This is a genomic window from Pseudomonas sp. Larv2_ips, from assembly GCF_963879675.1.
GTDB lineage: Bacteria > Pseudomonadota > Gammaproteobacteria > Pseudomonadales > Pseudomonadaceae > Aquipseudomonas.
The window spans coordinates 329,870-351,113 of record NZ_CAWOAW010000027.1 but is presented as its reverse complement, the minus strand read 5'-3'; the positions used below and the strand labels follow the sequence as shown (position 1 = coordinate 351,113).

At 62.1% G+C, this 21,244-nt stretch carries 15 protein-coding genes; 8 read left to right on the top strand and 7 right to left on the bottom strand.

What is annotated here, in order from left to right:
- Positions 1–117: 117 nt before the first annotated feature.
- From glmU to AACV02_RS18480, 7 genes are all read left to right on the top strand, one after another.
- Positions 118–1,485, top strand: coding sequence for a bifunctional UDP-N-acetylglucosamine diphosphorylase/glucosamine-1-phosphate N-acetyltransferase GlmU (gene glmU / locus AACV02_RS18510; protein WP_119741242.1), 1,368 nt, complete (start codon positions 118–120; stop codon positions 1,483–1,485).
- A 228-nt stretch (positions 1,486–1,713) separates the two neighbouring features.
- Entirely contained in the window at positions 1,714–2,481 is a 768-nt protein-coding gene (locus AACV02_RS18505; RefSeq protein WP_106575964.1) for a DeoR/GlpR family DNA-binding transcription regulator, read from the top strand.
- A gap of 10 nt (positions 2,482–2,491) precedes the next feature.
- Positions 2,492–4,324, top strand: coding sequence for a glutamine--fructose-6-phosphate transaminase (isomerizing) (gene glmS / locus AACV02_RS18500; protein WP_106575963.1), 1,833 nt, complete (start codon positions 2,492–2,494; stop codon positions 4,322–4,324).
- A gap of 60 nt (positions 4,325–4,384) precedes the next feature.
- Positions 4,385–4,762 carry a hypothetical protein gene (locus tag AACV02_RS18495; protein WP_119741240.1) on the top strand — a complete coding sequence of 126 codons (378 nt, stop codon included), beginning with the start codon at positions 4,385–4,387 and terminating at the stop codon, positions 4,760–4,762.
- Positions 4,763–4,888: 126 nt separating this feature from the next.
- On the top strand, positions 4,889–6,400 hold the full coding sequence (locus AACV02_RS18490) for a class I adenylate-forming enzyme family protein (protein WP_119741238.1): 1,512 nt from the start codon (positions 4,889–4,891) through the stop codon (positions 6,398–6,400).
- Positions 6,401–6,499: 99 nt separating this feature from the next.
- Positions 6,500–7,081, top strand: coding sequence for a LemA family protein (locus tag AACV02_RS18485; RefSeq protein ID WP_119741235.1), 582 nt, complete (start codon positions 6,500–6,502; stop codon positions 7,079–7,081).
- A complete protein-coding gene (locus AACV02_RS18480; protein ID WP_119741232.1) occupies positions 7,078–8,244 on the top strand; it encodes a hypothetical protein in 1,167 nt (388 codons plus the stop codon). The genes AACV02_RS18485 and AACV02_RS18480 overlap by 4 nt, the downstream gene beginning before the upstream one ends.
- 151 nt (positions 8,245–8,395) lie before the next feature.
- Here the strand turns inward: AACV02_RS18480 and pbpC are convergent, their stop codons facing one another.
- From pbpC to AACV02_RS18465, 3 genes are all read right to left on the bottom strand, one after another.
- A complete protein-coding gene (gene pbpC, locus AACV02_RS18475) occupies positions 8,396–10,693 on the bottom strand; it encodes a penicillin-binding protein 1C (RefSeq protein WP_119741228.1) in 2,298 nt (765 codons plus the stop codon).
- On the bottom strand, positions 10,674–16,481 hold the full coding sequence (locus AACV02_RS18470) for an MG2 domain-containing protein (RefSeq protein ID WP_119741226.1): 5,808 nt from the start codon (positions 16,479–16,481) through the stop codon (positions 10,674–10,676). The genes pbpC and AACV02_RS18470 overlap by 20 nt, the downstream gene beginning before the upstream one ends.
- Before the next feature lie 79 nt (positions 16,482–16,560).
- Positions 16,561–17,190 (bottom strand): LysE family translocator, encoded by a 630-nt coding sequence (locus tag AACV02_RS18465; protein ID WP_119741223.1) that lies wholly within the window; start codon positions 17,188–17,190, stop codon positions 16,561–16,563.
- A 136-nt stretch (positions 17,191–17,326) separates the two neighbouring features.
- Here AACV02_RS18465 and AACV02_RS18460 point away from each other — a divergent pair, with 136 nt between their 5' ends.
- Complete coding sequence (locus AACV02_RS18460) at positions 17,327–17,800, top strand: Lrp/AsnC family transcriptional regulator (RefSeq protein WP_025854407.1); 474 nt, start codon at positions 17,327–17,329, stop codon at positions 17,798–17,800.
- Positions 17,801–17,947: 147 nt separating this feature from the next.
- Here AACV02_RS18460 and AACV02_RS18455 read toward each other — a convergent pair whose 3' ends face one another.
- From AACV02_RS18455 to AACV02_RS18440, 4 genes are read right to left on the bottom strand one after another with little or no spacing between them, the layout of a single operon-like run.
- The gene (locus tag AACV02_RS18455; protein WP_106575956.1) at positions 17,948–18,880 is read right to left on the bottom strand and encodes a phosphatidate cytidylyltransferase; all 933 of its coding nucleotides are present in this window, start codon (positions 18,878–18,880) and stop codon (positions 17,948–17,950) included.
- A 1-nt stretch (position 18,881) separates the two neighbouring features.
- The gene (locus AACV02_RS18450; RefSeq protein ID WP_119741220.1) at positions 18,882–19,502 is read right to left on the bottom strand and encodes a lysophospholipid acyltransferase family protein; all 621 of its coding nucleotides are present in this window, start codon (positions 19,500–19,502) and stop codon (positions 18,882–18,884) included.
- A gap of 9 nt (positions 19,503–19,511) precedes the next feature.
- Positions 19,512–19,955, bottom strand: coding sequence for a hypothetical protein (locus AACV02_RS18445; RefSeq protein ID WP_119741217.1), 444 nt, complete (start codon positions 19,953–19,955; stop codon positions 19,512–19,514).
- On the bottom strand, positions 19,945–21,243 hold the full coding sequence (locus AACV02_RS18440) for a phosphatase PAP2/dual specificity phosphatase family protein (protein ID WP_119741215.1): 1,299 nt from the start codon (positions 21,241–21,243) through the stop codon (positions 19,945–19,947). The genes AACV02_RS18445 and AACV02_RS18440 overlap by 11 nt, the downstream gene beginning before the upstream one ends.
- Position 21,244: the final 1 nt, after the last annotated feature.

Sequence of the window (21,244 nt, the reverse complement as noted above, 5' to 3'; positions counted from 1 at the left end):
CAGCCGTCATGCTTCATGTGCGATTGATTAAAAAGGGTAGCCTCGGCTACCCTTTTTCTTTTTTAGCAAAACACTTCTCTGGTCTGAAGCCGGACCGCCCAGGATTGGTAGCCATTCATGTCTCTTGAAATCGTCATCCTCGCCGCAGGCCAGGGCACTCGCATGCGTTCGGCCCTGCCCAAGGTGCTGCACCCGGTCGCGGGTAATTCCATGCTCGGTCATGTTATCCACAGCGCCCGGCAACTGGACCCCCAGCGGATTCACCTAGTGATCGGCCACGGCGCCGACGTGGTACGTGAACGCCTGGCGGCGGATGACCTGAATTTCGTGCTGCAGGACAAACAACTGGGCACCGGCCACGCCACCGCGCAGGCCGTGCCGTTCATCAGCGCCGACACGGTGCTGATCCTCTACGGCGACGTGCCGTTGATCGAAGTGGAAACCCTGCAACGCCTGCTCAAGCACGTAGTGCCTGGCCAGATGGGCCTGCTCACCGTAGAGCTGGATGACCCAACCGGCTATGGCCGCATCGTGCGCAATGCCGATGGCAAGGTGGCGGCCATTGTTGAGCACAAGGACGCCAGCGAAGCCCAGCGCGCTATCACTGAAGGCAACACCGGGATTCTCGCGGTGCCGGCCAACAAACTGGCCGACTGGATGAGCCGCCTGTCCAACAACAACGCCCAGGGCGAGTACTACCTCACCGACGTGATCGAAATGGCCGTGAGTGATGGCCTGCTGGTCGCCACCGAGCAGCCCCACGACCCTATGGAAGTGCAGGGCGCCAACGACCGCAAGCAGCTTGCTGAGCTGGAACGTCATTACCAGTTGCGTGAAGGCCGCCGTCTGATGGCCCAAGGCGTGACCTTGCGCGACCCCGCACGCTTCGATGTGCGCGGTGAAGTCACCGTCGGCCGCGACGTGCTGATCGATATCAACGTGATCCTTGAAGGCCGCGTGATCATTGAAGACGACGTGGTGATCGGCCCGAACTGCGTGATCAAGGACAGCACCCTGCGCAAAGGCGTGGTGATCAAAGCCAACAGCCATATTGACGGTGCGGTGATGGGCGAGGGCAGCGATGCTGGCCCATTCGCGCGTTTGCGTCCGGGCAGCGTGCTGGGGGCCAGGGCGCATGTGGGTAACTTTGTCGAACTGAAAAACGCGCGCATGGGCGACGACGCGAAGGCCGGCCACCTGGCTTATTTGGGCGATGCGGTGATTGGTGCTCGCAGCAACATCGGTGCGGGGGCGATCACTTGCAACTACGACGGCGCGAACAAGTATCAGACGACGATTGGTGAGGATGTATTCATCGGCTCGAATAACTCGCTGATTGCTCCCGTCACTATCGGCGATGGCTCCAATACCGCAGCGGGTTCCACCATTAATCAGGATGTGGATAAGTCTCAACTGGCTGTGGCCCGCGCCCGCCAGCGCAACATCGACGGTTGGAAACGCCCGGTCAAGATCAAGAAGACCTGAGTTATCCACAGCTCCATCAGCAACACCCTTCCAATGTGGGAGCGGGCTTGCTCGCGAAGGCGGAGTGTCAGTCACTGAATGTGTATCTGATGCACCCCCTTCGCGAGCAAGCCCGCTCCCACATTGGGTCTATGTTGTTTTCAAAAAAGTGCACCCGCCGCTTGACGATCTTTCGCCAATAGGTTTTGATTGCCTTCGTTATCTTTCGAAACGAAACTTATCATCACCATGTCGAAACGAAATACACCCCAACGACGCCACAACATCCTGACCTTGCTCAATGAACAGGGCGAAGTCAGCGTGGACGAATTGGCCAAGCGTTTCGAAACGTCGGAAGTCACCATCCGCAAGGACCTGGCCGCGCTGGAAAGCAATGGCCTGTTGCTGCGCCGCTACGGTGGCGCCATCACCATGCCTCAGGAACTGGTAGGGGACGCGGCCCAGCCCATCTCGGCTTACAAGCGCGCCATCGCGCGTGCGGCCGTGATGCGCTTGCGTGAACACGCGCGCATCATCATCGACAGCGGCAGCACCACTGCCGCCATGATCCCTGAGCTGGGCCATCAGCCCGGCCTGGTGGTGATGACCAACTCCCTGCACGTGGCCAGCGCCTTGAGCGAGCTTGAACACGAACCGGTGTTGCTCATGACCGGCGGCACCTGGGACCCGCATTCGGACTCGTTCCAGGGCCAAGTGGCCGAGCAAGTGCTGCGCTCCTACGATTTTGATCAACTGTTCATCGGCGCCGACGGCATCGATCTGCAGCGCGGTACCACCACCTTCAACGAACTGCTGGGCCTGAGCCGCGTGATGGCCGAGGTCGCCCGTGAAGTGGTGGTGATGGTCGAGTCCGACAAGATTGGCCGCAAGATTCCCAACCTGGAACTGCCCTGGAGCAGCGTCCATACCCTTATTACCGATGATCGCCTGCCGCTTGAGGCCCGCGACCAGATCCAAGCCCGCGGCATTACGCTGATATGCGCGGCAATCATCTAGGAGAAAAACCATGTGTGGAATTGTAGGCGCAGTCGCTGAACGCAACGTCACCGCCATCCTGCTTGAAGGCCTCAAGCGCCTGGAATACCGCGGTTACGACAGCGCCGGTGTGGCGGTCTTCACCAACGCCGGCAAGCTTGAGCGTATGCGTCGCCCGGGCAAGGTCAGCGAACTGGAGCAAGCCCTGCTTGGTGAGCCGCTGGTCGGCCGTCTGGGCATTGCCCACACCCGTTGGGCTACCCACGGTGCGCCGTGCGAACGCAATGCCCACCCGCATTTCTCCGGTGACCTGGCGGTGGTGCACAACGGCATTATCGAGAACCACGAAGTGCTGCGCGAGCAGCTCAAAGGCCTGGGCTATGTGTTCACCTCGGACACCGACACCGAAGTCATCGCTCACCTGCTGAACCACAAGCTCAAGGACCTCGGCGACCTGACCGTCGCCCTTAAGGCCACCGTTAAAGAGCTGCACGGCGCCTACGGCCTGGCCGTGGTCAGCGCCAGCCAGCCAGACCGCGTGGTTGCCGCGCGCAGTGGCAGCCCGTTGGTGATCGGCCTGGGCCTGGGCGAAAACTTCCTCGCCTCCGACCAACTGGCGCTGCGCCAAGTGACTGACCGTTTCATGTACCTGGAAGAAGGCGATATCGCCGATATCCGCCGCGAAAGCGTGGCGATCTGGGACGTTAACGGCAACTCCGTCGAGCGCGAAGCCGTGCAATACCGTGACGGTGCCGAAGCCGCTGACAAAGGCGAATTCCGCCACTTCATGCTCAAGGAAATCCACGAGCAACCGTCCGTGGTGCAACGCACCCTGGAAGGCCGCCTGAGCCAGAACCAAGTGCTGGTCAACGCCTTCGGCCCACAAGCCGCCGAGCTGTTCGCCAAAGTACGCAACGTGCAAATCGTCGCCTGCGGCACCAGCTACCACGCCGGTATGGTTGCGCGTTACTGGCTCGAAGAACTGGCCGGCATCCCGTGCCAGGTCGAAGTCGCCAGCGAGTTCCGCTACCGCAAGGTGGTGGTGCAACCCGACACCCTGTTCGTGACCATCTCCCAGTCCGGCGAAACCGCCGACACCCTGGCGGCACTGCGCAACGCTAAAGAGCTGGGCTTCCTCGCCAGCCTGGCGATCTGCAACGTCAGCATCAGCTCCCTGGTGCGCGAGTCCGACCTGACCCTGCTGACCCAGGCCGGTCGCGAAATCGGCGTGGCTTCCACCAAAGCCTTCACCACCCAGCTGGTTGGCTTGTTGCTGCTGACGCTGTCCCTGGGCCAGGTTCGCGGCACCCTCGCCGAAGGTGTCGAAGCCACGCTGGTCGAAGAACTGCGCCGTCTGCCGGCCCGCCTGGGCGAAGCCCTGGCCATGGACAGCACCGTGGAAAAAGTCGCCGAACTGTTCGCCGACAAAAATCACACCCTGTTCCTCGGCCGTGGCGCGCAATACCCGGTGGCGATGGAGGGCTCGCTCAAGCTCAAGGAAATCTCCTACATCCACGCCGAAGCCTACCCAGCCGGCGAGCTGAAGCACGGCCCACTGGCCCTGGTGGATGACGACATGCCAGTGGTCACCGTCGCGCCCAACAACGAACTGCTGGAAAAGCTCAAATCCAACCTGCAGGAAGTGCGTGCCCGTGGCGGCCAACTGATCGTGTTCGCCGACGAAAAAGCCGGCATGACCAACGCCGAAGGCACCCACGTCATCAACATGCCGCACATCCACGACACCCTGTCGCCGATCCTCTACACCATCCCGCTGCAGTTGCTGTCCTACTACGTTGCCGTGCTCAAGGGCACCGACGTGGATCAGCCGCGTAACCTGGCGAAGTCGGTGACGGTGGAGTAACACGGCACACGCTGGAGGCCCACACCGGGTCTCCAACTTCCACGCAAGGACGCGACCTGGATGCGATCTGACTTTTCCCAACTGCGCGAACGTTTGAACGATCGCCGCTTTGCGGTAGCGGCCAACACCCAAGGGCTTTCCGGCTCGGGCACGGTGTTTCATTACCGGGTCGAGGGTGACGCCATTACGGGCACTTACCAGGGTGGCCGCATTCGTACGGGCCAGCAGGTCGGGCGCGTGACGGGCTCCAACACCCTCGAGCTTCTGTTTCAGTGCCTGACGATGGACGGCGAGCTGCTTGCCGGCTGGTCACGCGGCACGGTCGGCGTGAATCACGCCGGGCTTACCACGCTGGCGTTCGAGTGGGGGTGGCTGTCGGGCGCGACGGGTGGCGGGACATCCAGTTACATCGAGATGGCGGCACCAGCACCCCGGTAATCGGGGTTTTTTATGCGCGCTGTTTTTACGTCATCGAAGCTTCACGAAATAAACCGGCACTTCCAGGTGTTCCCTTGGGGAGCGCGCACCACCGCGCGAGCAGTCCTAGCCCCCTGGAAGACGATCATGCCGAGCAGTTTTCAATCCATTGATGCCCCTTGCCCCTCGCAAACCCCGCTGCAGGCGCTGTTCCAGCACGCCAGCGAACGGCCCAACGCCATTGCCCTGATTGCCGACGGCGACGTCTGGTCCTATCACCGCCTGGCCAGCGAAGTGGTGCGCCTGAGCAACGGGCTCAAGCGAGCGGGGATCGAGCCAGGTGATCGGATTGTCATGCTGGTGCGCACGTCGCCGCTGTACGCGGTGTTCCTGTTCGCCGCGATGATGAGCGGGGCAATCCTGGTGCCGCTGAAGACTGAATTCACGGCCCGTGAGCTGGATGAGTTTTTGCGGTGGCTACGCCCAACGTTGTTTGTTCATGAGGCAGATCTGCAGCCCGTGGTGGCGCAGATGGCTGCTGACGTGCTTGAACGTACGCGCACGGTTACCAGCGCGGGCTGGCACGCGCTGTTGGGCGAGGGCAGCCGCCACACAGCTCAGGTGCCGGTGGATATCGATTCGACCTGCCTGCTGCTGGCAACGTCCGGCACCACGGGCATGCCCAAGCTGGTGGCCTACAACCAGCGGGTGATTTCCCACGTTGCCGGTGCACTGAGTGCGTGGGAACTTGATTCGCACTCCTGCACCCTCGGCAGCACGCCGGTCGCCCACGTCTCCGGTTCGTTCGTGCTGATGGCGACGATCATTCGTGGCTGTCAGGAAGTCATGTTCAGCCGTTTCGATGCCGACAAACTCCTCGATGCCATCGAGCAAGAGAGGGGCACGATGCTGTTCGTCGCGCCGTTTATCTGCCAGCCGCTGGTGGACGCCCAGCGTAAGCGTCCGCGCGACCTCAGCTCGATGCGGGTTTGCGGGATAGGTGGAGACGCGTGCCGCCCGGTGGTTGCCGAAACCTTCCAAAACACCTTTGGGTGGCGTCTGAACAATACTTACGGCCTGACGGAATGCCTGGGCAGCATGGCCTTTGGTTCGGCCTGGGATACCCTCACCGCCATCCCAGGGCGCGCGCGCCTGGTGGATGCCGACGGCGTCGAAGTTGCCCACGGCGAGGTAGGCGAACTGCAGATGTGCGGCGCCAACCTGAGCCTCGGCTACTGGACCGGTCCCGGCGACATCATCAGCCACAGCCGTGGAGGTTGGTTTGCCTCGGGCGATCTGATGGTGCAGCTGCCCAATGGCGAGTACCGCTTTGTCGGGCGTTGCAAGGATCAGATTGTCAGCTTCACCGACAAGATTTCCCCCGTGGAAGTGGAAAACCAGCTGATCCTGCACCCGGCCGTCGCCGATGCGGCCGTCGCGGGCGCACCGGATTACGAAGCGGGGCAGCGGGTGGTGGCGTTGGTCAAGCTGACAGCCGATGCACCTGGCACCTCGGCACAGGAGCTCCTCGCCTGGTTGCGTGTGCGCCTGGCGCCGTTCAAGTTGCCACGGCAGATCGTGTTGACCGAGGCCATCCCGCGCAACGCTTTAGGCAAAGTAAACCGCAATGAGGTCGTGCGAATCACCGCGACGAATTAACGACCTCCTGTCGAATCTGTGGGCTACTGCCGGGCGCGCCGTCAGGCTTTACCCCTAGAATGCCTTCCTGTGGATAACTCAGACAGGGACGCTTTCACCATGAATATCGAACTGCTAATCGCCGGCATCGTCGTGCTGATCATTGTCGTGGGCCTGATCGGCTGGATGGTCGGGGTCTACAACGGCCTGGTCATGCGGCGTAACGATGTGGATAAGGCGTTTGCCAACATCGACGTGCTGCTCAAGCAACGGGCCGACCAGATCCCCGACCTGATGCGCGTGGTGCAGACCGCCATGAACCACGAGAACGCGCTGTTTACGCGGCTGAGCGATGCGCGTAACCAATACTTGAATGCCAGCAGCCTCAACGACAAGGTCGATGCGTCCAATCAGCTCAATGCCGCAGTCAAGTCGGTGATTGCGGTGGCGGAGAGTTATCCGGCGTTGATCTCCGGGCCGAACATGGTCGAGTTGCAGCAAGCCATTTCGGCCGTGGAAGAGCGCATTGCCGACCGCCGTGAGTTCTTCAATGAGTCGGTCAACCTCTACAACATCGCCATCGCGGTGTTCCCCGACCTGTTCTTTGCGCGAATGCTCAGCTATCAGCGTATTCCGTTGCTGGCCATCAGCGCCGAAGAAACCCGCTACGAAGGCGTGAAGCTTGAGGTGCCGGGGGCATGAAAACCACCCAGGCAGGCGTCGTCGCGAAGAAACCCAAGTGGAAAACCGCGTTGGCACTGGTGTTGCTCGCGGGCTTCATCAGCTTGATTGCTTATGCACCGCACATTTTTATTGCGCTGTTTTTCCCCGTAGGCATTCTGGTGGGCCTGCTGCTCAGCTTCGGGCCCAGCTTCTCTAAAACCGAACAGCGCCTGGCCACCAGCCAGATTCGTTCGCTGGCGATGGGCCTGGTGGAAGTACGCGGCAAAGTGATTGCCGACAAGACCCAGCTGTCGCCGGTGAATGGCAAGCCGTGCGTGGGCTATGTCTGGGTTGTCGAGGACGGCAAGAAGGACGACGACGGGCACTGGAGCTGGAGCCGGGTATCCAGCGAGGCGCGCTGCAATGACTTCCGCCTGCAGGATGCAACGGGTGAGGTCCGCGTGATCGCCGAAGGCATTGATTTGTTCGGCAACAAGGCGCCTGACGATTACGAACTCGTCGGCAGTTCCCGGCGCCAAGGCGAAATCCTGCTGGTCCAGGACCTGGACGTGATGCTGATTGGCGATGCCTGTGAGCGCGACGGTAAACCTGCGATTGCCCAGGGTAAACAGCGCAATGCGGTGTTCGGCCTGGCGCTGACCCAGGATGTGGAAAACACTCGCGTGCTGGCGCCGCTGTGGCGTGCCGGTGGTTTCTATGCGGCCGTGGTCGGGATGATCGGCGTGGGCATCATGGCCATGACGCCCGCGCATTTCGCCCAACTGCATTTACCCGGTCCCGACACGTATCAGCAAATGGAGCCACTGGGCCCCGTGTATCGGCTGCTGGCCTGGCTGTACCGCGAAGGCGGTTTCCCGATTCCGTTCATGGCGGCGTTTGGTTTTTTCCTGACGATCATTGTGGTGATGATGGCGACCCGGCTGGTCCTTCCCAAAGGCATGCGCCTGGCGGTGGGTCGGGTGCTGGGCGCGTGGATGGGCTTGGGCATGGTCATCGGCGGCGTGGTGACGCTGCTGCTGTTCGTGGCTCAGGTGGATACCTTGAAGCTGTTTCTGGTGTGGATGCTGATCCTGCTCGGCACGTTGGTGTTTTCGATCTTCGAGCAACGCAAGCTGGGTGCGGCGTTCAAGCATTTTTCCAAGGATGCCGGCAAAGCCGGTCTCGGCGACGAAGACGCCTGATCAGGGCGTCGCGCAGCAGATCAAATGTGGGAGCGGACTTGCCCGCGAAAGCGGTGGGTCAGTCAACATCACTGTTTGCTGGGCCAACGTCTTCGCGGGCAAGCCTGCTCCCACAGGGGGGCTGCGCTTATCCAGCCAAGTACCCCTGTGATCACGGCACAAACTCCACCTTCAACCCCCGGCTCGCACTGCGGCCTTGATCATCACTGACCCGCAACCGGTATTCGCCCGACTTGCCCGGCCGCCAGTTCAACGTGGTTTGCGGCGGGCCTTGGCCGATCAAGGTCTGGTCGGCGAACCAATACAGCATCGCCGCGTCGCTGGCCGCGTTGGCATTCAGTGGAATGCTTTCCTGGGGCTGCGACAGGCGCAATTGATAGCTGACCTGGGTCAATGGCGAGCGAATCTGCGGTGCTTCGCTCTGGTCGCTGATGCGGTTGGGCTGGCAGTTTTTCATCACGCTGGGCGGCGTGCGCCGAGGCAGGCCGGCGGCGCGATACAGGCGTTGCACGTCACTGGGCCAGAACTCGAAGACTTCTTCACGGGTGTATTGCGCATCAAATGGCGGGCACGCAGCCTTGCCAGTGCGGGTGTCGATCAGCACCGGGCGGTGCAGGTTCGACACGCGAATCGGCGACACGCCGGGGATGTACCAGGTCTTGCGGGTTTGCGGGCACCAGCGGTTGGGCAACTCACCGGAAGCGGCGCAGACCTCAATGCGCACCAGCCCGGCGGGTGGCTTGTCGGGCTTGATCACCACATTGGGCAGCGCCAGGGGCAGGGCGTCAGCGATGCGAAAGAACAACGGTGCAGCGGTCTTGGCGCCGATAAACGCAGGGTTCGGTCGACCATCGAAGTTACCCACCCACACCACCAGCACGTACGGCCCGACCAGGCCGGCACTCCACGCATCGTGAAAACCCCACGAGGTGCCGGTTTTCCAAGCGGTGCGCCAATGGCGGCCGGGCAAGCCATCCGGCCGTGGGTTGCGGCGCAACATATCGCGCACCATAAACGCGGCCTGCGGCGTGAGCAGTTGCGCTCCAGTGGATTGCGGCTGTTCCTGCAAATACCGTAACGGCCGCAGATGCCCGTCACCGGCCAGCATCACATACAGCCGCGCCAGTTCTTCGGGGGTCATCTCGCCACCGCCGAGGGCCAACGCCAGGCCGTAATGGCTCTCGCCGCGCAGGCCCTGGATGCCGGCGCGTTGCAGCAAACCGTACAACGACGGCGACTTCACTTGGCTGGCCAGCCACACCGCGGGGATATTGCGACTACGGATCAAAGCATCCCGCGCTGTCAGCGGCCCGATAAAACTGCCGTCGAAATTTTCCGGCTGAAAGTAGCCGAAGTTACTCGGCAAATCCTTGAGGATGCTCATTGGGTGGATCACACCCTGATCCAGCGCCAGCCCATACAGAAACGGCTTGAGGGTCGACCCCGGCGAGCGCCGCGCCAACACGCCGTTGACCTGTCCGTGAATGCTTGTGGATAAGTAATCCGCCGAGCCCACCAGCGCTTTTACGCTCTGGTCACGGCTGTCGATCAGAATCGCTGTGGCGTTTTCCACACCCGTGCTGCGCCGCTCGGCGATAAAGCCGCTGATCAGGCGTTCGAGCAATTGCTGCAAGGGCAGATTAAGCGTGCTGTTCAGCTCGTTGCCGGGCTGGGACGCCAGCAGTTGTTCACTCAGGTGCGGCGCCAGGAAGGGGATCTGTTGGCGGTTGCGCGCCTCCAGCGGCAAGTCGAGCAAACTGTCGTTTCGCGGGTCTTGTGGATAAGTCTCGCGCCAGTCGGCCATCAAGCGCAGTCGCGCGTTTTGCAGCGAGGGCCCGAAACGCGCGCGCCGCCCCGGCTGCTGGGGAATCACCGCCAGCGCCAGCGCCTCGGACAACGACAACTGCGCCGCCGACTTGCCAAAGTAAATGCGGCTGGCCGCCTCGGCGCCTTCGATATTGCCGCCCATGGGCGCCAGGTTCAGGTAGGCCTCAAGGATGTCGTGCTTGCTGTAGCGCGCCTCCAGCCACAACGCCAAGGCCATCTGCTGCAACTTGCCCGGCACTTGGCGGGTGTTCAAATCCCACAGCCGCCGCGCCAGTTGCATGCTCAAGGTCGAACCGCCCTGGCGCTGGCCGCCGCTGTAGGTGGCCATGGCCGCGCGCAGCAACGCCGGGGGATTGATCCCCGGGTGCCAATAGAAATTGCGGTCTTCCTTGAGCAGCAACGCCTCGACCAGTGACGGCGACATGCGCGCGAGCGGCAGCCACAACCGGTATTGGCCGTCATCTGCCAACGTCATGCGCAGCAGCGCGCCGTCGTCGGCCAACACCACCCGCGACGAGGTGACGGCCTGTTCCAGCGGGGCGTGTGGCCACAACCGCAACCCCACCAGCACCACCGCCGCTGCCAGCAGCGGCGTCAGGCGTTTAAGGCTTGGTAATTTCAAGCTGGCCTACTTTGCCGCGCCCTTGCAGGGTGGTTTCGTACATCCCTTCGGCGTAGGCCGGTGGCGTGTTGAAGGTGCCGGCGTTGGTGGCGCGCACGCGGTAGACGAAAGTGCCCACATCGCGCAGCGCGGTGCCGTACAACACCACCCGATCATCACGCACGTCCACGTAGTCCGGCTGCCAGTTGCTCAGCTCGGTTTCGCCGATAGGCGCCTGCCAGGCATCCGCTTCTTCACTGTCGGCGGTTTCCACGTACTCCGAATCATCGCCTTCGCTTTCATCGGCGCTGGCGGTTTCCGGCTCCGGCGGCAAGTTATACACAGGCTCGACGCCGCCGGGCAGCAGGTCGACCACGGCCACTTGCTGCACTTGGTCGCGGTCGGTCGCACGCAGGCGCAGACGCACCAGGAACTCATCGCCCACCGCCACTTTGCTCACGGGCTCGCCTTTGAGGTCGAGGTATTCGTGGATGATTTCCAGGCCATTGTTGATCGGCTTGAGCTTGGCGCCCTTGTCGAAACCGGCTTCGCTGAGCATGTAGAACGCGGCCGGGCCGTCGGTTTTTTCCATCACCAGTTTTTGCGTCGCGCCCGGCACGGCGGCGCGTGGCGGCTGCCCGGCCATCTCCAGCAATTGCTGCTGCTTGTCGCTCAGCCAGGCGGTGGCTTTGAGCGTCATGTCGCTTTGCGCGCGCTGGCCATAGTTGTCCAGGGCACGCAGCAGCAGGGCGGCCGACAGCGAGTTGTAGCGTTGCTCGTTAAGACGCTTGCCGAGCTTATCCAGCAAGGCGGTCGGCACATCGTCCAGTAACTCAGGAAAGTGACGCGCCAGCAGGTGCAAGTGTTCGGCGTCGTGCACCAGCGGGTCGTAATACAGGCCGTCGCTGTCCCACTTATCCACAAGGGAGCGCCATGGGATTTTGCGGAACAGCGTATCGGCCTGGCGGTCCTGCTTGAGCAACTTGTAGCTGGCGGCCAGGTAAGCGGCGCCCAGGTCGTTCTGCCAGGTGTCTTTGAAGTAACTTTCGTAGCGCTCGCGGATATCGCTCAAGGCGCCGCTCACGAGAATGCCCTGACGGCTCAGCAGGTAACTGGCGTACGCACGGTTGCGCAATTCCGACAGCCCTTCGCTCGGGCCGTTGGCCAGTTCTGTCAGGTAGGCGTTGGAGCGCACCAGCAAATCTTCCGGCACCGGCAGCCCGCGTTCCTTGGCTTCGATCAGGAAGTCGGTGGCATACAAGCTGGCGTACGGCGCCACGTCCGGGTTGGCGGCCCACAAACCGAAGCCGCCGGCCTGGTTCTGGCGTTGGCGCAACATGCGCACCGCGCTGCTGAAGGCTTGCTCGGCTTCGGGTGCGGTGCCGCCCCAGATCAACGCCGGCATGGCCTTGGACACCAATTGCTCGGTGCAGGCATAACCGTAGTCATCCAGGTAATGCTTGAGGCCGTTGGCCCACACCAGCGGCGAGGCCGCCACGCCCAGTTGCACGTCGCGCAGTTGGCTGAACAGCTCGCGGGTGGGCTTGAGCTCTTTGCTGGCGCTGTCGAAACGGCCCAGGCTCAAGGCCACACGGTGCTCACTCAATGGGCGGATCGAGGTGGTTTCTGCCACCTGAATGCGCTTGCCGTCCGGCAGCACGGCGATAAAGCGCAGGTCCGCCGAGCCGAGGGTTTCGCCGACCTTGATCTTGAATTCGGCGGTGCCTTCCTTGCGCGGTTGCAGTGACAAGGTGCTGCCTTTGTCGCCCTGCACGTTGAGGCCGTCGCTGGTTTGCAGCTCAAACTTCACGTCCGCCGCGGCATCGAGGTTGCTGAATACTCCGGCGCTCACATTGAACACATCCCCCGGCGCGACAAAGGCCGGCACGTTGGGTGTGATCACGATCGGCCCACGCACCTCGGTGCTGGCCTCGCTGACGCCCACGCTGTCGGCGTCCACCGCCACCGTAAACAGGTGCAGCTTGCCGTTGAAGCTGTCCGGCACCTGGTAATGCAGCACGGTTTCACCGGCCGGCAAATCCACCAACCCGGACCACCACGCCACAGGCGGCTGATGTTTACGTTTGAACGGGTTGAGGTGGTTGGCCAGAGCGCCTTCCGTATCGCCGCCGGGCGCTGCCCCACTGAGCAAGCGGCTGAATTCCGGCAGGATCAGGTCAAGAATCTGACTGGTGCCGACCTCCAGTGCGCGCTTCTGGAAGAAGAAACCCAACGGGTCCGGCGTCTGGTAGCGCGCCACTTGCAGGATGCCTTCGTCCACTGCGTAGACCACCGCGCGGCCTGGCCGGTCGGCGGTGACCTTGATGTCCAGGGTTTGCCCCGGCTCGATCTTCGCCGGGCCTTCGACCTTCAGCGCCATGCGGCGCGCATCCAGGTTGATGCTGAACGGCACCACGCCGTAGGACAGCGGGCTCATATAAACCTCGGACGAGCCGATGTCGCGCACGAACTGCACGTTGACGTAGGCATTGCCCTCAAGGCCCGCAGGCACGCGGATATGTTGCACGCTGTTGGTGCTGTCGGCCTTGAACCATTGCTGGGTGTAAACCTTGTCGCGTTCGATGGTGATCAAACCGGCGCCGGTGTACGGCGCACGGATGCTGATCGCAATCTCATCGCCGGTGGCGTAGCTGCGTTTATCCAGGCGCAGCTGCAACTCGGCGTTACGCTCCAGGGAGCGCGACGTGTTGCCACGCCCGGCCACGCTGTAGTCGATCTGGTTGAGCAGGTTGCCGTTGGCATCCTTGAGTTGCAGGGTGAAATCGCCCGGCGTACCGGTGTTCAGGGTCTGCTTGGCGCCGTCCTTGGTCATCGTCAATGGCGAGGCGGGCTGGCTGATGTTCTTGATGCGCGACTCGTATTTGTAGGTGCCGTTGGACTGTTTCACCAACACCGACACATAACGGTGCTCGATCACTTCACTGGTCAGGCCGTCCACCGCCAATGGCGTGAGGTCTGGCGCGACGGCCAGCCACTGCACCTGACGCGGGGCGTCCTTGGCGACGTACGACAGCGAATCCTGACTTTTCACACCAACCAGATAAGGCGCGGACGACACCAGCAGTGCACTTTGCGCCGCCACGTTACGCCCACCTTCAGCCTCGAACACCTGTGTCATGACCTGCAGGCGATAGGTGCTGTTGGCGAAGCGTTGCAGGTTAAGGTCGAGCACGGCCTGGCCGTTGTCGTCGACGGTGGTTTCAGCGAGGTCTTCGGTGCTGGCGTCTTCCAGTGAGTTGTTGAGGCGGAAGCGGTAATCGGGATAACGGTCGAAGGCCGCAAGCGTCGGGCTCAAGGACATCTTCGCCGTCACCCGGCGGCCGGCTGCCGGAGCGCCGAACAAGTGCATTGCAGTGACTTTGGCAACCACCTGGTCCGGTGGAATCCAGCCCAATACGGGCGTGTCATGCAGGCTCAGGCTGACCTTCATGCGGTCCGGCTCGAAATCGCGGACCTTGAAACTGACACTGCCCAGGTCGGTGCGGGTGTTTTTCTCGCCAATCAATTGCAAGGTCGCGGTGTAATCGCCTGCGGGGGCGACGTCGCTGCTGGGGAAATCAAAGGTTTCAAAACCGCTGGTGGACAGCTTCAGGGGTTGGCGAATCACCTCCAGGCCACGCGGGTCGGTGATTTGCAGCTCCACCGGCAGGCCTTGCAGGGCGCCTTTCCAGTTGCCGCTGCGCACGATCATGCCCAAGTGCGCGGTCTCGCCAGGGCGATACAGGCCGCGGTCGGTAAACAGGTAGGCGCTGAGGCGATCAATCGCGCCGTCTTCTTCCAAACCGCCTACATCAAAACGCGACAAATCCAGCTGCTGCGACTGACGGGCAATCGGCAGGAAGGACTGATCATTGCCGCGAGTGACTACATACATCAGCGGCGTTTTCTCACGGCGCAATTCATCCAGCTTGGCGAAATGCGCATGGCCTTCGGTGTCGGTGCGACCACTGCTGACCGGCAGGCCGTTGCGACCAATGATGTCGACCTGTGCGTCGGCCACCGGCGAACCGTTGCCGATCGACTGCACGTACACATCATGGCTGCCATCGCTGGAGCGCTTGGCGATGATGCCCAGGTCAGTCACCACGATAAAGCGCAGGTCGCTGGTACTGCTGCGGTCGTACTCGAACGTGCGTTCTGCGGGGTCATCCTGAGGGCTGAGCTTGAGCACGAAAATGCCACGACGCCCGCCGTTGGCGGTGAGGTAGTGGCTCAGATCGACGTTGTCGTAGACGGTTTTCGCCGGGTCATTGGACGACAGCGCAATATCCAGCGACTGGCGCTCGACCATCCGATCAAAGTATTCGTTGCCGAAATTGGGCCGGGCAAAGCTGCCGCTGCTCTGGTCCACCAGGTGTTGCAACTGGTTGGGCAGCAGCCGGGCGATTTCCACATGGGCGCCGGGCACGCCACGGGCCATGAAGCCCAGGCGTTTTTCGCCGTTGAGGCTCAGCAGCGCGCCGTTGGACAGGAACTGCAGCGTGCGCGGATACGCCGGCATGCTGATCAACGAGGCCGTAGGGTTTTTCGCCAGATAGCCGCCGATGGCTTCCAGGTTGGCGGGCACACGCACATACAGCGCGCGACCGGCCGGGGCCTTGAATTTGAACGCGTGCAAGGTGTTCAGCGGCTCGACGCTGGGCACATGGGTCAGGGCGACCTTGGTGCTGCGGGCCAGCAGGGCGTCATCAATGTCGTTGCTGGTATAGGGACGAGTGTCGTCCTGGGCTTTTTCCGGCAGCAGCCACGCCTGGACCTTACCGGCAATGGTGTCATCGGCCACGGCGCTGGAGCTGCTGAACATCAGCACCGGTTCCGGTTCGCCGCGTTCATTGTCGACAAAACTGACGTCGGCGGCGGTGAAGGTCAGGCGATAACGGCCGGGCACGGTGACTTCCGACACCAGCGGCGCGGTGCTGGCGTTGCCACCGTCACGGGCTTTGATGCCTTCGTCGAGCCTGGCGCTGACCGGCGTGCTTTCCAGTGGCGTGGCGAGGGCGGCAGAGCGTACGTAGGCGTTGAGCTTGTTGTCGTCGAAGGTGATTTCCGGGCGGTTGGGCAACTGCGCGTCGCGGTAGGCCAGGCCTTTGCCGAGGGTCACAGACACGCGCTTGCGCAGGTTGTCTTCATCCACCGGGTGGGAAAAGTGGAAGGTCGCGACCAGCTGTTTCAGCGTCGGGTTGGACGGGTCTTGATACAGCTCGTTTTGCGCCAGGGTGGCGCGGAACGGCTGGGTGGAAAACTGGCTGCTGTACTGGCTGAGCAACACGCCGTCGGCCAGGAGGTTTTTCTTCGCCAGGTCCAGCGTGTAGTGGGCGTCTACAGGCCAGTCTTTTTCCGGCACGAACAGTAAAGTGCGGTCATCGGACCAGCGCCAGGCGCCTGCCACGTTGGGTTTGAGGGTGATGCCCTCCGTCACCGGTTTGCCAATCGCCGCCAGGGGGGCCACGGATTCGGCGAAACGCACCTGCACGTTATCCACCACCGGCGGTTGCTGGGTGTAATCCGTCAGGTTCGGCTTGTGCAACGAATAACCAACGGTGTGCGGCTGCGGCAGGTTTGAATACCAGTGCCAGCCGTAGAATCCTGCGCCAGCCAGTAACACCAGGCCCAGCACGCCGGCGCCGGCCTGGCGCGGATAGGCGCGAGCGTTGCGGCCCAGGTTCGCAAAGCCTCGACCTATGGCGCGCAGCCAGAAAGGCGGCTGCCATTGGCCGAACAGGGCACTCACCACCGTGGTTAACAGGCCGAGAAAACGGCGACTGATCGCTTTCAACGAATCGAACATGGTGAGCATCCCTGGCTAAGTGCGGCGTATCTTACACGCGTCTTTGATACAAAAGATGACGTGAATATGCCGCAAACGCTCAGGCGTGTTGCACAAAAGTGAGACGCACCGCAAAACCGATCAAAAGGCTGCCGAATAACCACTGCTGCAGGCGCTGCGCCGAGCGATTGCTGGCCAGCCAGCGGCCGATGCGCGCGCCGGCCAGGGCGTAGCAACAGTCAAACGCGAAGCCCACGGTCACCAGCATCACCCCCAGCCATGCAAACTGCGCCGCCACCGGGCCGGCCTGCGGGTTGACGAATTGCGGCAGCAGCACCGAGCAGAACAGCAGGGCCTTTGGGTTGAGCAGGTTCGTCAGCAGTCCGCGTTGAAAGGCCACGCGCCAGGCATGGGCGGGTGGTGCGCCGTGAGAGGCGTAGAGCGATGGCAGCCCGTTCGCACGCAGGCATTGCACGCCCAGCCACAACAGGTAGGCCGCACCGCCCAGGCGCACCACGTCGAAGGTCCAGGGCGCCACTTTGAACAACGTCGCCAGCCCCATGCCCGCCAACACCACATGGCATGCCCGGGCGAGGCCCAGGCCGATTGCCGTGGTCAGCGCCAGCGCTTTGCCCTGGCGCGCGCCGGTTTGCAGCAACAGGATCATGTCTGGCCCCGGCAGCAGAAACGCCACCGAAAGTGCCATCAGAAATAACCACAGCTCTGTCATGTTCCACCCCCTTGATGTGTCGGCTAATTCTAGGAGTGAAGGGCAGGGCAGGTGCTTGCGTAGTCAGCTTATAAAGCGTCTATTCTTGGCACTATCTGCCATTGATTGAGCTAACGGCCATTCATTTATGCCAAATCTGAAACTTGATGCCTTTGACCGCAAGATTCTTGAAGCCCTGCAACGTGATGGGCGCCTGAGTAACGTGCAGCTGGCGGATGAGATCGGCCTGTCTGCCTCACCCTGTTTGCGCCGTGTGAGGCTGCTGGAAGAGGCCGGGGTGATTCGCGGCTATCAAGCCACCCTGGACCGCGATGAAGTGGGCCTGGGCATGATGGTGTTCGTCGGCGTGAAGGTGGAGCGGCACAACGACACCGAGGCCAATGCCTTTCGCGAGGCGGTGACCGCACTGCCCGAGGTGATCTCGGCATTTCTGGTATCGGGTGAGTCGGATTTCCTGTTGCAGGTGGTGGTGCCGGATTTGCGTGGGTACGAGCGGTTCGTCACCGGCAGCCTGTTGAAGCTGCCGGGAGTGCGGGACATCCGCAGCAACTTTGCGATCCAGACCGTGAAAACCCCAGGCGCCTTGCCATTGGGGCACCTGCCAGGCTGAACACTTGAAAACACTACCCAAACCACTGTGGGAGCTGGATTGCCTGCGATGGCGGTGTTTCAGTCAACAAATGGGTTGCTGGCCCACCGCCATCGCAGGCAAGCCAGCTCCCACAGTTGATCCGCGTTGAGCTTGAGGTGGTATTTCTCAGGTCCACCAGTAGCGAACAAGGTGAAAGAAAATCGGCGCCGCAAAACATACTGAATCCAGCCGGTCCAGCATCCCGCCGTGCCCTTCGATCATATGGCCCCAATCTTTCACGCCTCGGTCGCGCTTGATCGCCGACATCACAATGCCGCCGGCAAAGCCGAGCAGGTTGATCAGCAGTGCGATCAAAAACGACTGCCATGGATTAAAGGGCGTGGTCCACCACAGCGCAGCGCCGATCAGGGATGACAGCAGAATCCCGCCGACGAAACCTTCGACGGTTTTGGACGGCGACAGGTTGGGCGCGATCTTGTGTTTGCCGAACAGCTTGCCACACACGTATTGCAGCACGTCCGACAGCTGCACCACGATCACCAGGTAGGCGATCAGCAACAGGTTGCGACCTTCGTAGCCAGGAATGTCGAGGGTCAGCAAGGCCGGGACGAAGGACACGCAGAACACGGCAATCATCAGGCCCCATTGCACCTTTGACGCGCGCTCCAGGAAGTGCGTGCTGTCGCCACCCAGTGAAGCGAGGATCGGCAGCAGCAGGAACACGTACACCGGGATGAAGATCGAGAACAGCCCGTACCAATCGGAGTAGATCAGCAGGTATTGCAGCGGCAAGGCCAGGTAGAACGCGGCCACCAGCGCCGGGTAGTCACTGCGGCGGGTCGGGGTAAGGGTGAGGAATTCGCGCAGGGCGTAGAACGACACCGCGTAGAACAGCAGGATCACCGCACCGGTGCCCAGCCAGAAGGCGATGCCGATCACCACGACCATCACCCACCAGGCGTTGATACGGGCGTTGAGATTGTCGACGACCGCATTTGGCGTACCGCGGGTGCGCAACTTGAGGATCAGGCCGATCAGCGAGGCGAGCACCAGGATGGCGCCGATCCCACCGAACAACATCAGGGTTTGGCTATCCATGTCAGACATGCTCCGGGGCAAGGGCAAGCAGGGCGTCGCGGGTGCGGGCGAGGAAGGCGGTTTTGTCTTCGTTATCTTCCAGTTGCAGTGGCGCACCGAAGCTGGTGGTGCACAGCAATGGCAGCGGCAGCACGCGTCCCTTGGGCATGACCCGGTTGAGGTTGGCGATCCACACCGGGATCAATTCGGCCTGTGGGTAACTTTTTGCCAGGTGGTACAGGCCGCTCTTGAAGGGCAGCAAGCCGTCTTCGAGATTGCGTGTGCCTTCGGGGAAGATGATCAGCGAGTCGCCACCTTCCAAAGCGGCGAGCATGGGTTGCAGAGGGTTATCCACAGGGTCTTTGCGCTCACGATCGATCAGCACGCCATTGAATACGCGGTTGATGATGTAACGGCGCAGGGCGCTTTTGTTCCAGTAGTCGCTGCCGGCCACCGGACGCGTGAACTTGCGCAGGTTTTGCGGCAAGGACGCCCACACCAGCACGAAGTCGCCGTGGCTGCTGTGGTTGGCGAAATAAATGCGCTGCACCGGCACCGGCGCGCAACCCAGCCACAGGCTGCGGGCGCCGGTTACGGTGCGGGCCATTGAGGTAATCAGGGTGGCAACCACAGGTTCGAACATGGGGATTCCTTATCCGGCGAAAGGTAGCCACGGGCTGGCGAGGATCACGGCCAGGGTCAGCAGCATTTGTGCGCCCAGCAGCCAGGCCTGCTTGCGCAGCAGTTTGAGGGCGCCGCGACGACGTTCGGTCCAGGGCCGGCCGACCCGCTTGGCCGATTGCAGGCCAAGGGTTTGCAGGGCCTGGTCGAGGTCGGGGGTGCGCTCGGTGTCGCGAGCGAGCAGGGCGAACAGGTCGGCATCGAAGGCTACGCGCAGTGCCCAGTACTTTTGCAGCAGCCCGAGGACAATCATCCACAGGCTGAGCAGCAGGCAGATTGGCGCGACACTCGCCATCAGCAGTTGGGCCAGTCCGAAAAGCACGCCAAGCAGCGTCAGGCCTGTGGATAACTGATCCAGCGAGCGACCACGACGCAGCAGGCTGGCGACCACCTGGAGTTCCATATCAGCGGGCATGGGCTAAACCCTCCAAAGCTTCGCGGTGAGCGGGGTGCAGGACCACTTGGGCCCGCGCTGTACGAATAATAGCCAGTGCCTCGTTTACGGTTGTGGCGCGTCCACTGTGCAGCAGCCAGGCTGCAACGGCGGTGGCGCTGCGTGAGTAACCGAGGGCGCAACACACCAGTAATGGCCCGCTTGCGCGCAGGCGCTCAATGGCTTGAGCGGCTTGCAGGCATTCGGCGGGTGTCGGCGCAATCAGGTCCAGCACGGGGACGCATGCATAAGCGCGGCCCTGTGGACTAATCGGCAGTTCGGCGCATAGATCGACGATTGCCTTGAATGAACCTTGCTCGCGTGTGGCGGGTATTCGACCGAGCCAGACGTTATCCACAATCAGGTCAGGCTGTGGATGCTTGCGTGTCCACAGGCGTGAGTTGAGCCACGCGGCTGCCAGGTAGGGCGCATATAGCCAGCGCGCGGCGGGCGTCAGGGTGCCGTCGAGTCGTTTTTGAAAGCCCGGTGCGCCGAGTACGAAGTAATTGGCCTTGATCAACCCCAGGGAAACCGCCGGCCATAGCAGCCACAGCCACCAGCCACCGAGCGTTAACGCAAGAACCACCAATGCCAGGGCGCCCAGGCCATAGCGCGCCCCTAGCCGCCAGCGTTTTCGATCCCGCGTAAGCCGCGCATTCAACAGCGGGCTCGGGTGCTCCAGCGGCCATAGCCACACGCATAACCAGCCGGCGAGGGCGCCTGTGGGTAAGTCGATAAAGTGATGTTGATAAGTGGTCAGCACCGAAATACCGATCAACGCGAACCACCCGTGCACCACCCAGCGCCAAAAGCCCTGGCTGTGGCGCTGGTACATGATCCACAGAATCACCAGCAGCGCGATGTGCAGCGACGGTGCCTGATTGAACGGCTTGTCGAAGCCTGCCAGCACGGCAAACAGCCAGCCAAATACGCCATCCAGCGCCGGCCGTTCAAAGGTGAACCGCAGTGGCCAGATCAGGAAGCAGCTCACGGCAATCACCTGGGCGGTGAGCAGGCGCAACGCGTGTTGTTTCAGTTCATGGCGGCTAGTGGGCAGCAGCAGCGAAAAGCCGTAGAGCAGGTCGATGGACCAGTAGGGCACGATGGTCCAGGCCCAGAACGGCATATGGGTTTCCCAGCCGAACACCAGCGTGCCGACATCGCTGCGCTGGCTGGTGACCCAGGTGGCGAAGCCGTAGGTGCTGAAAAACAGCGGCGCCAACAGCAGCAACCACAGGACCGCAGGTTTTAATAAACCGGGTTCGCGCATG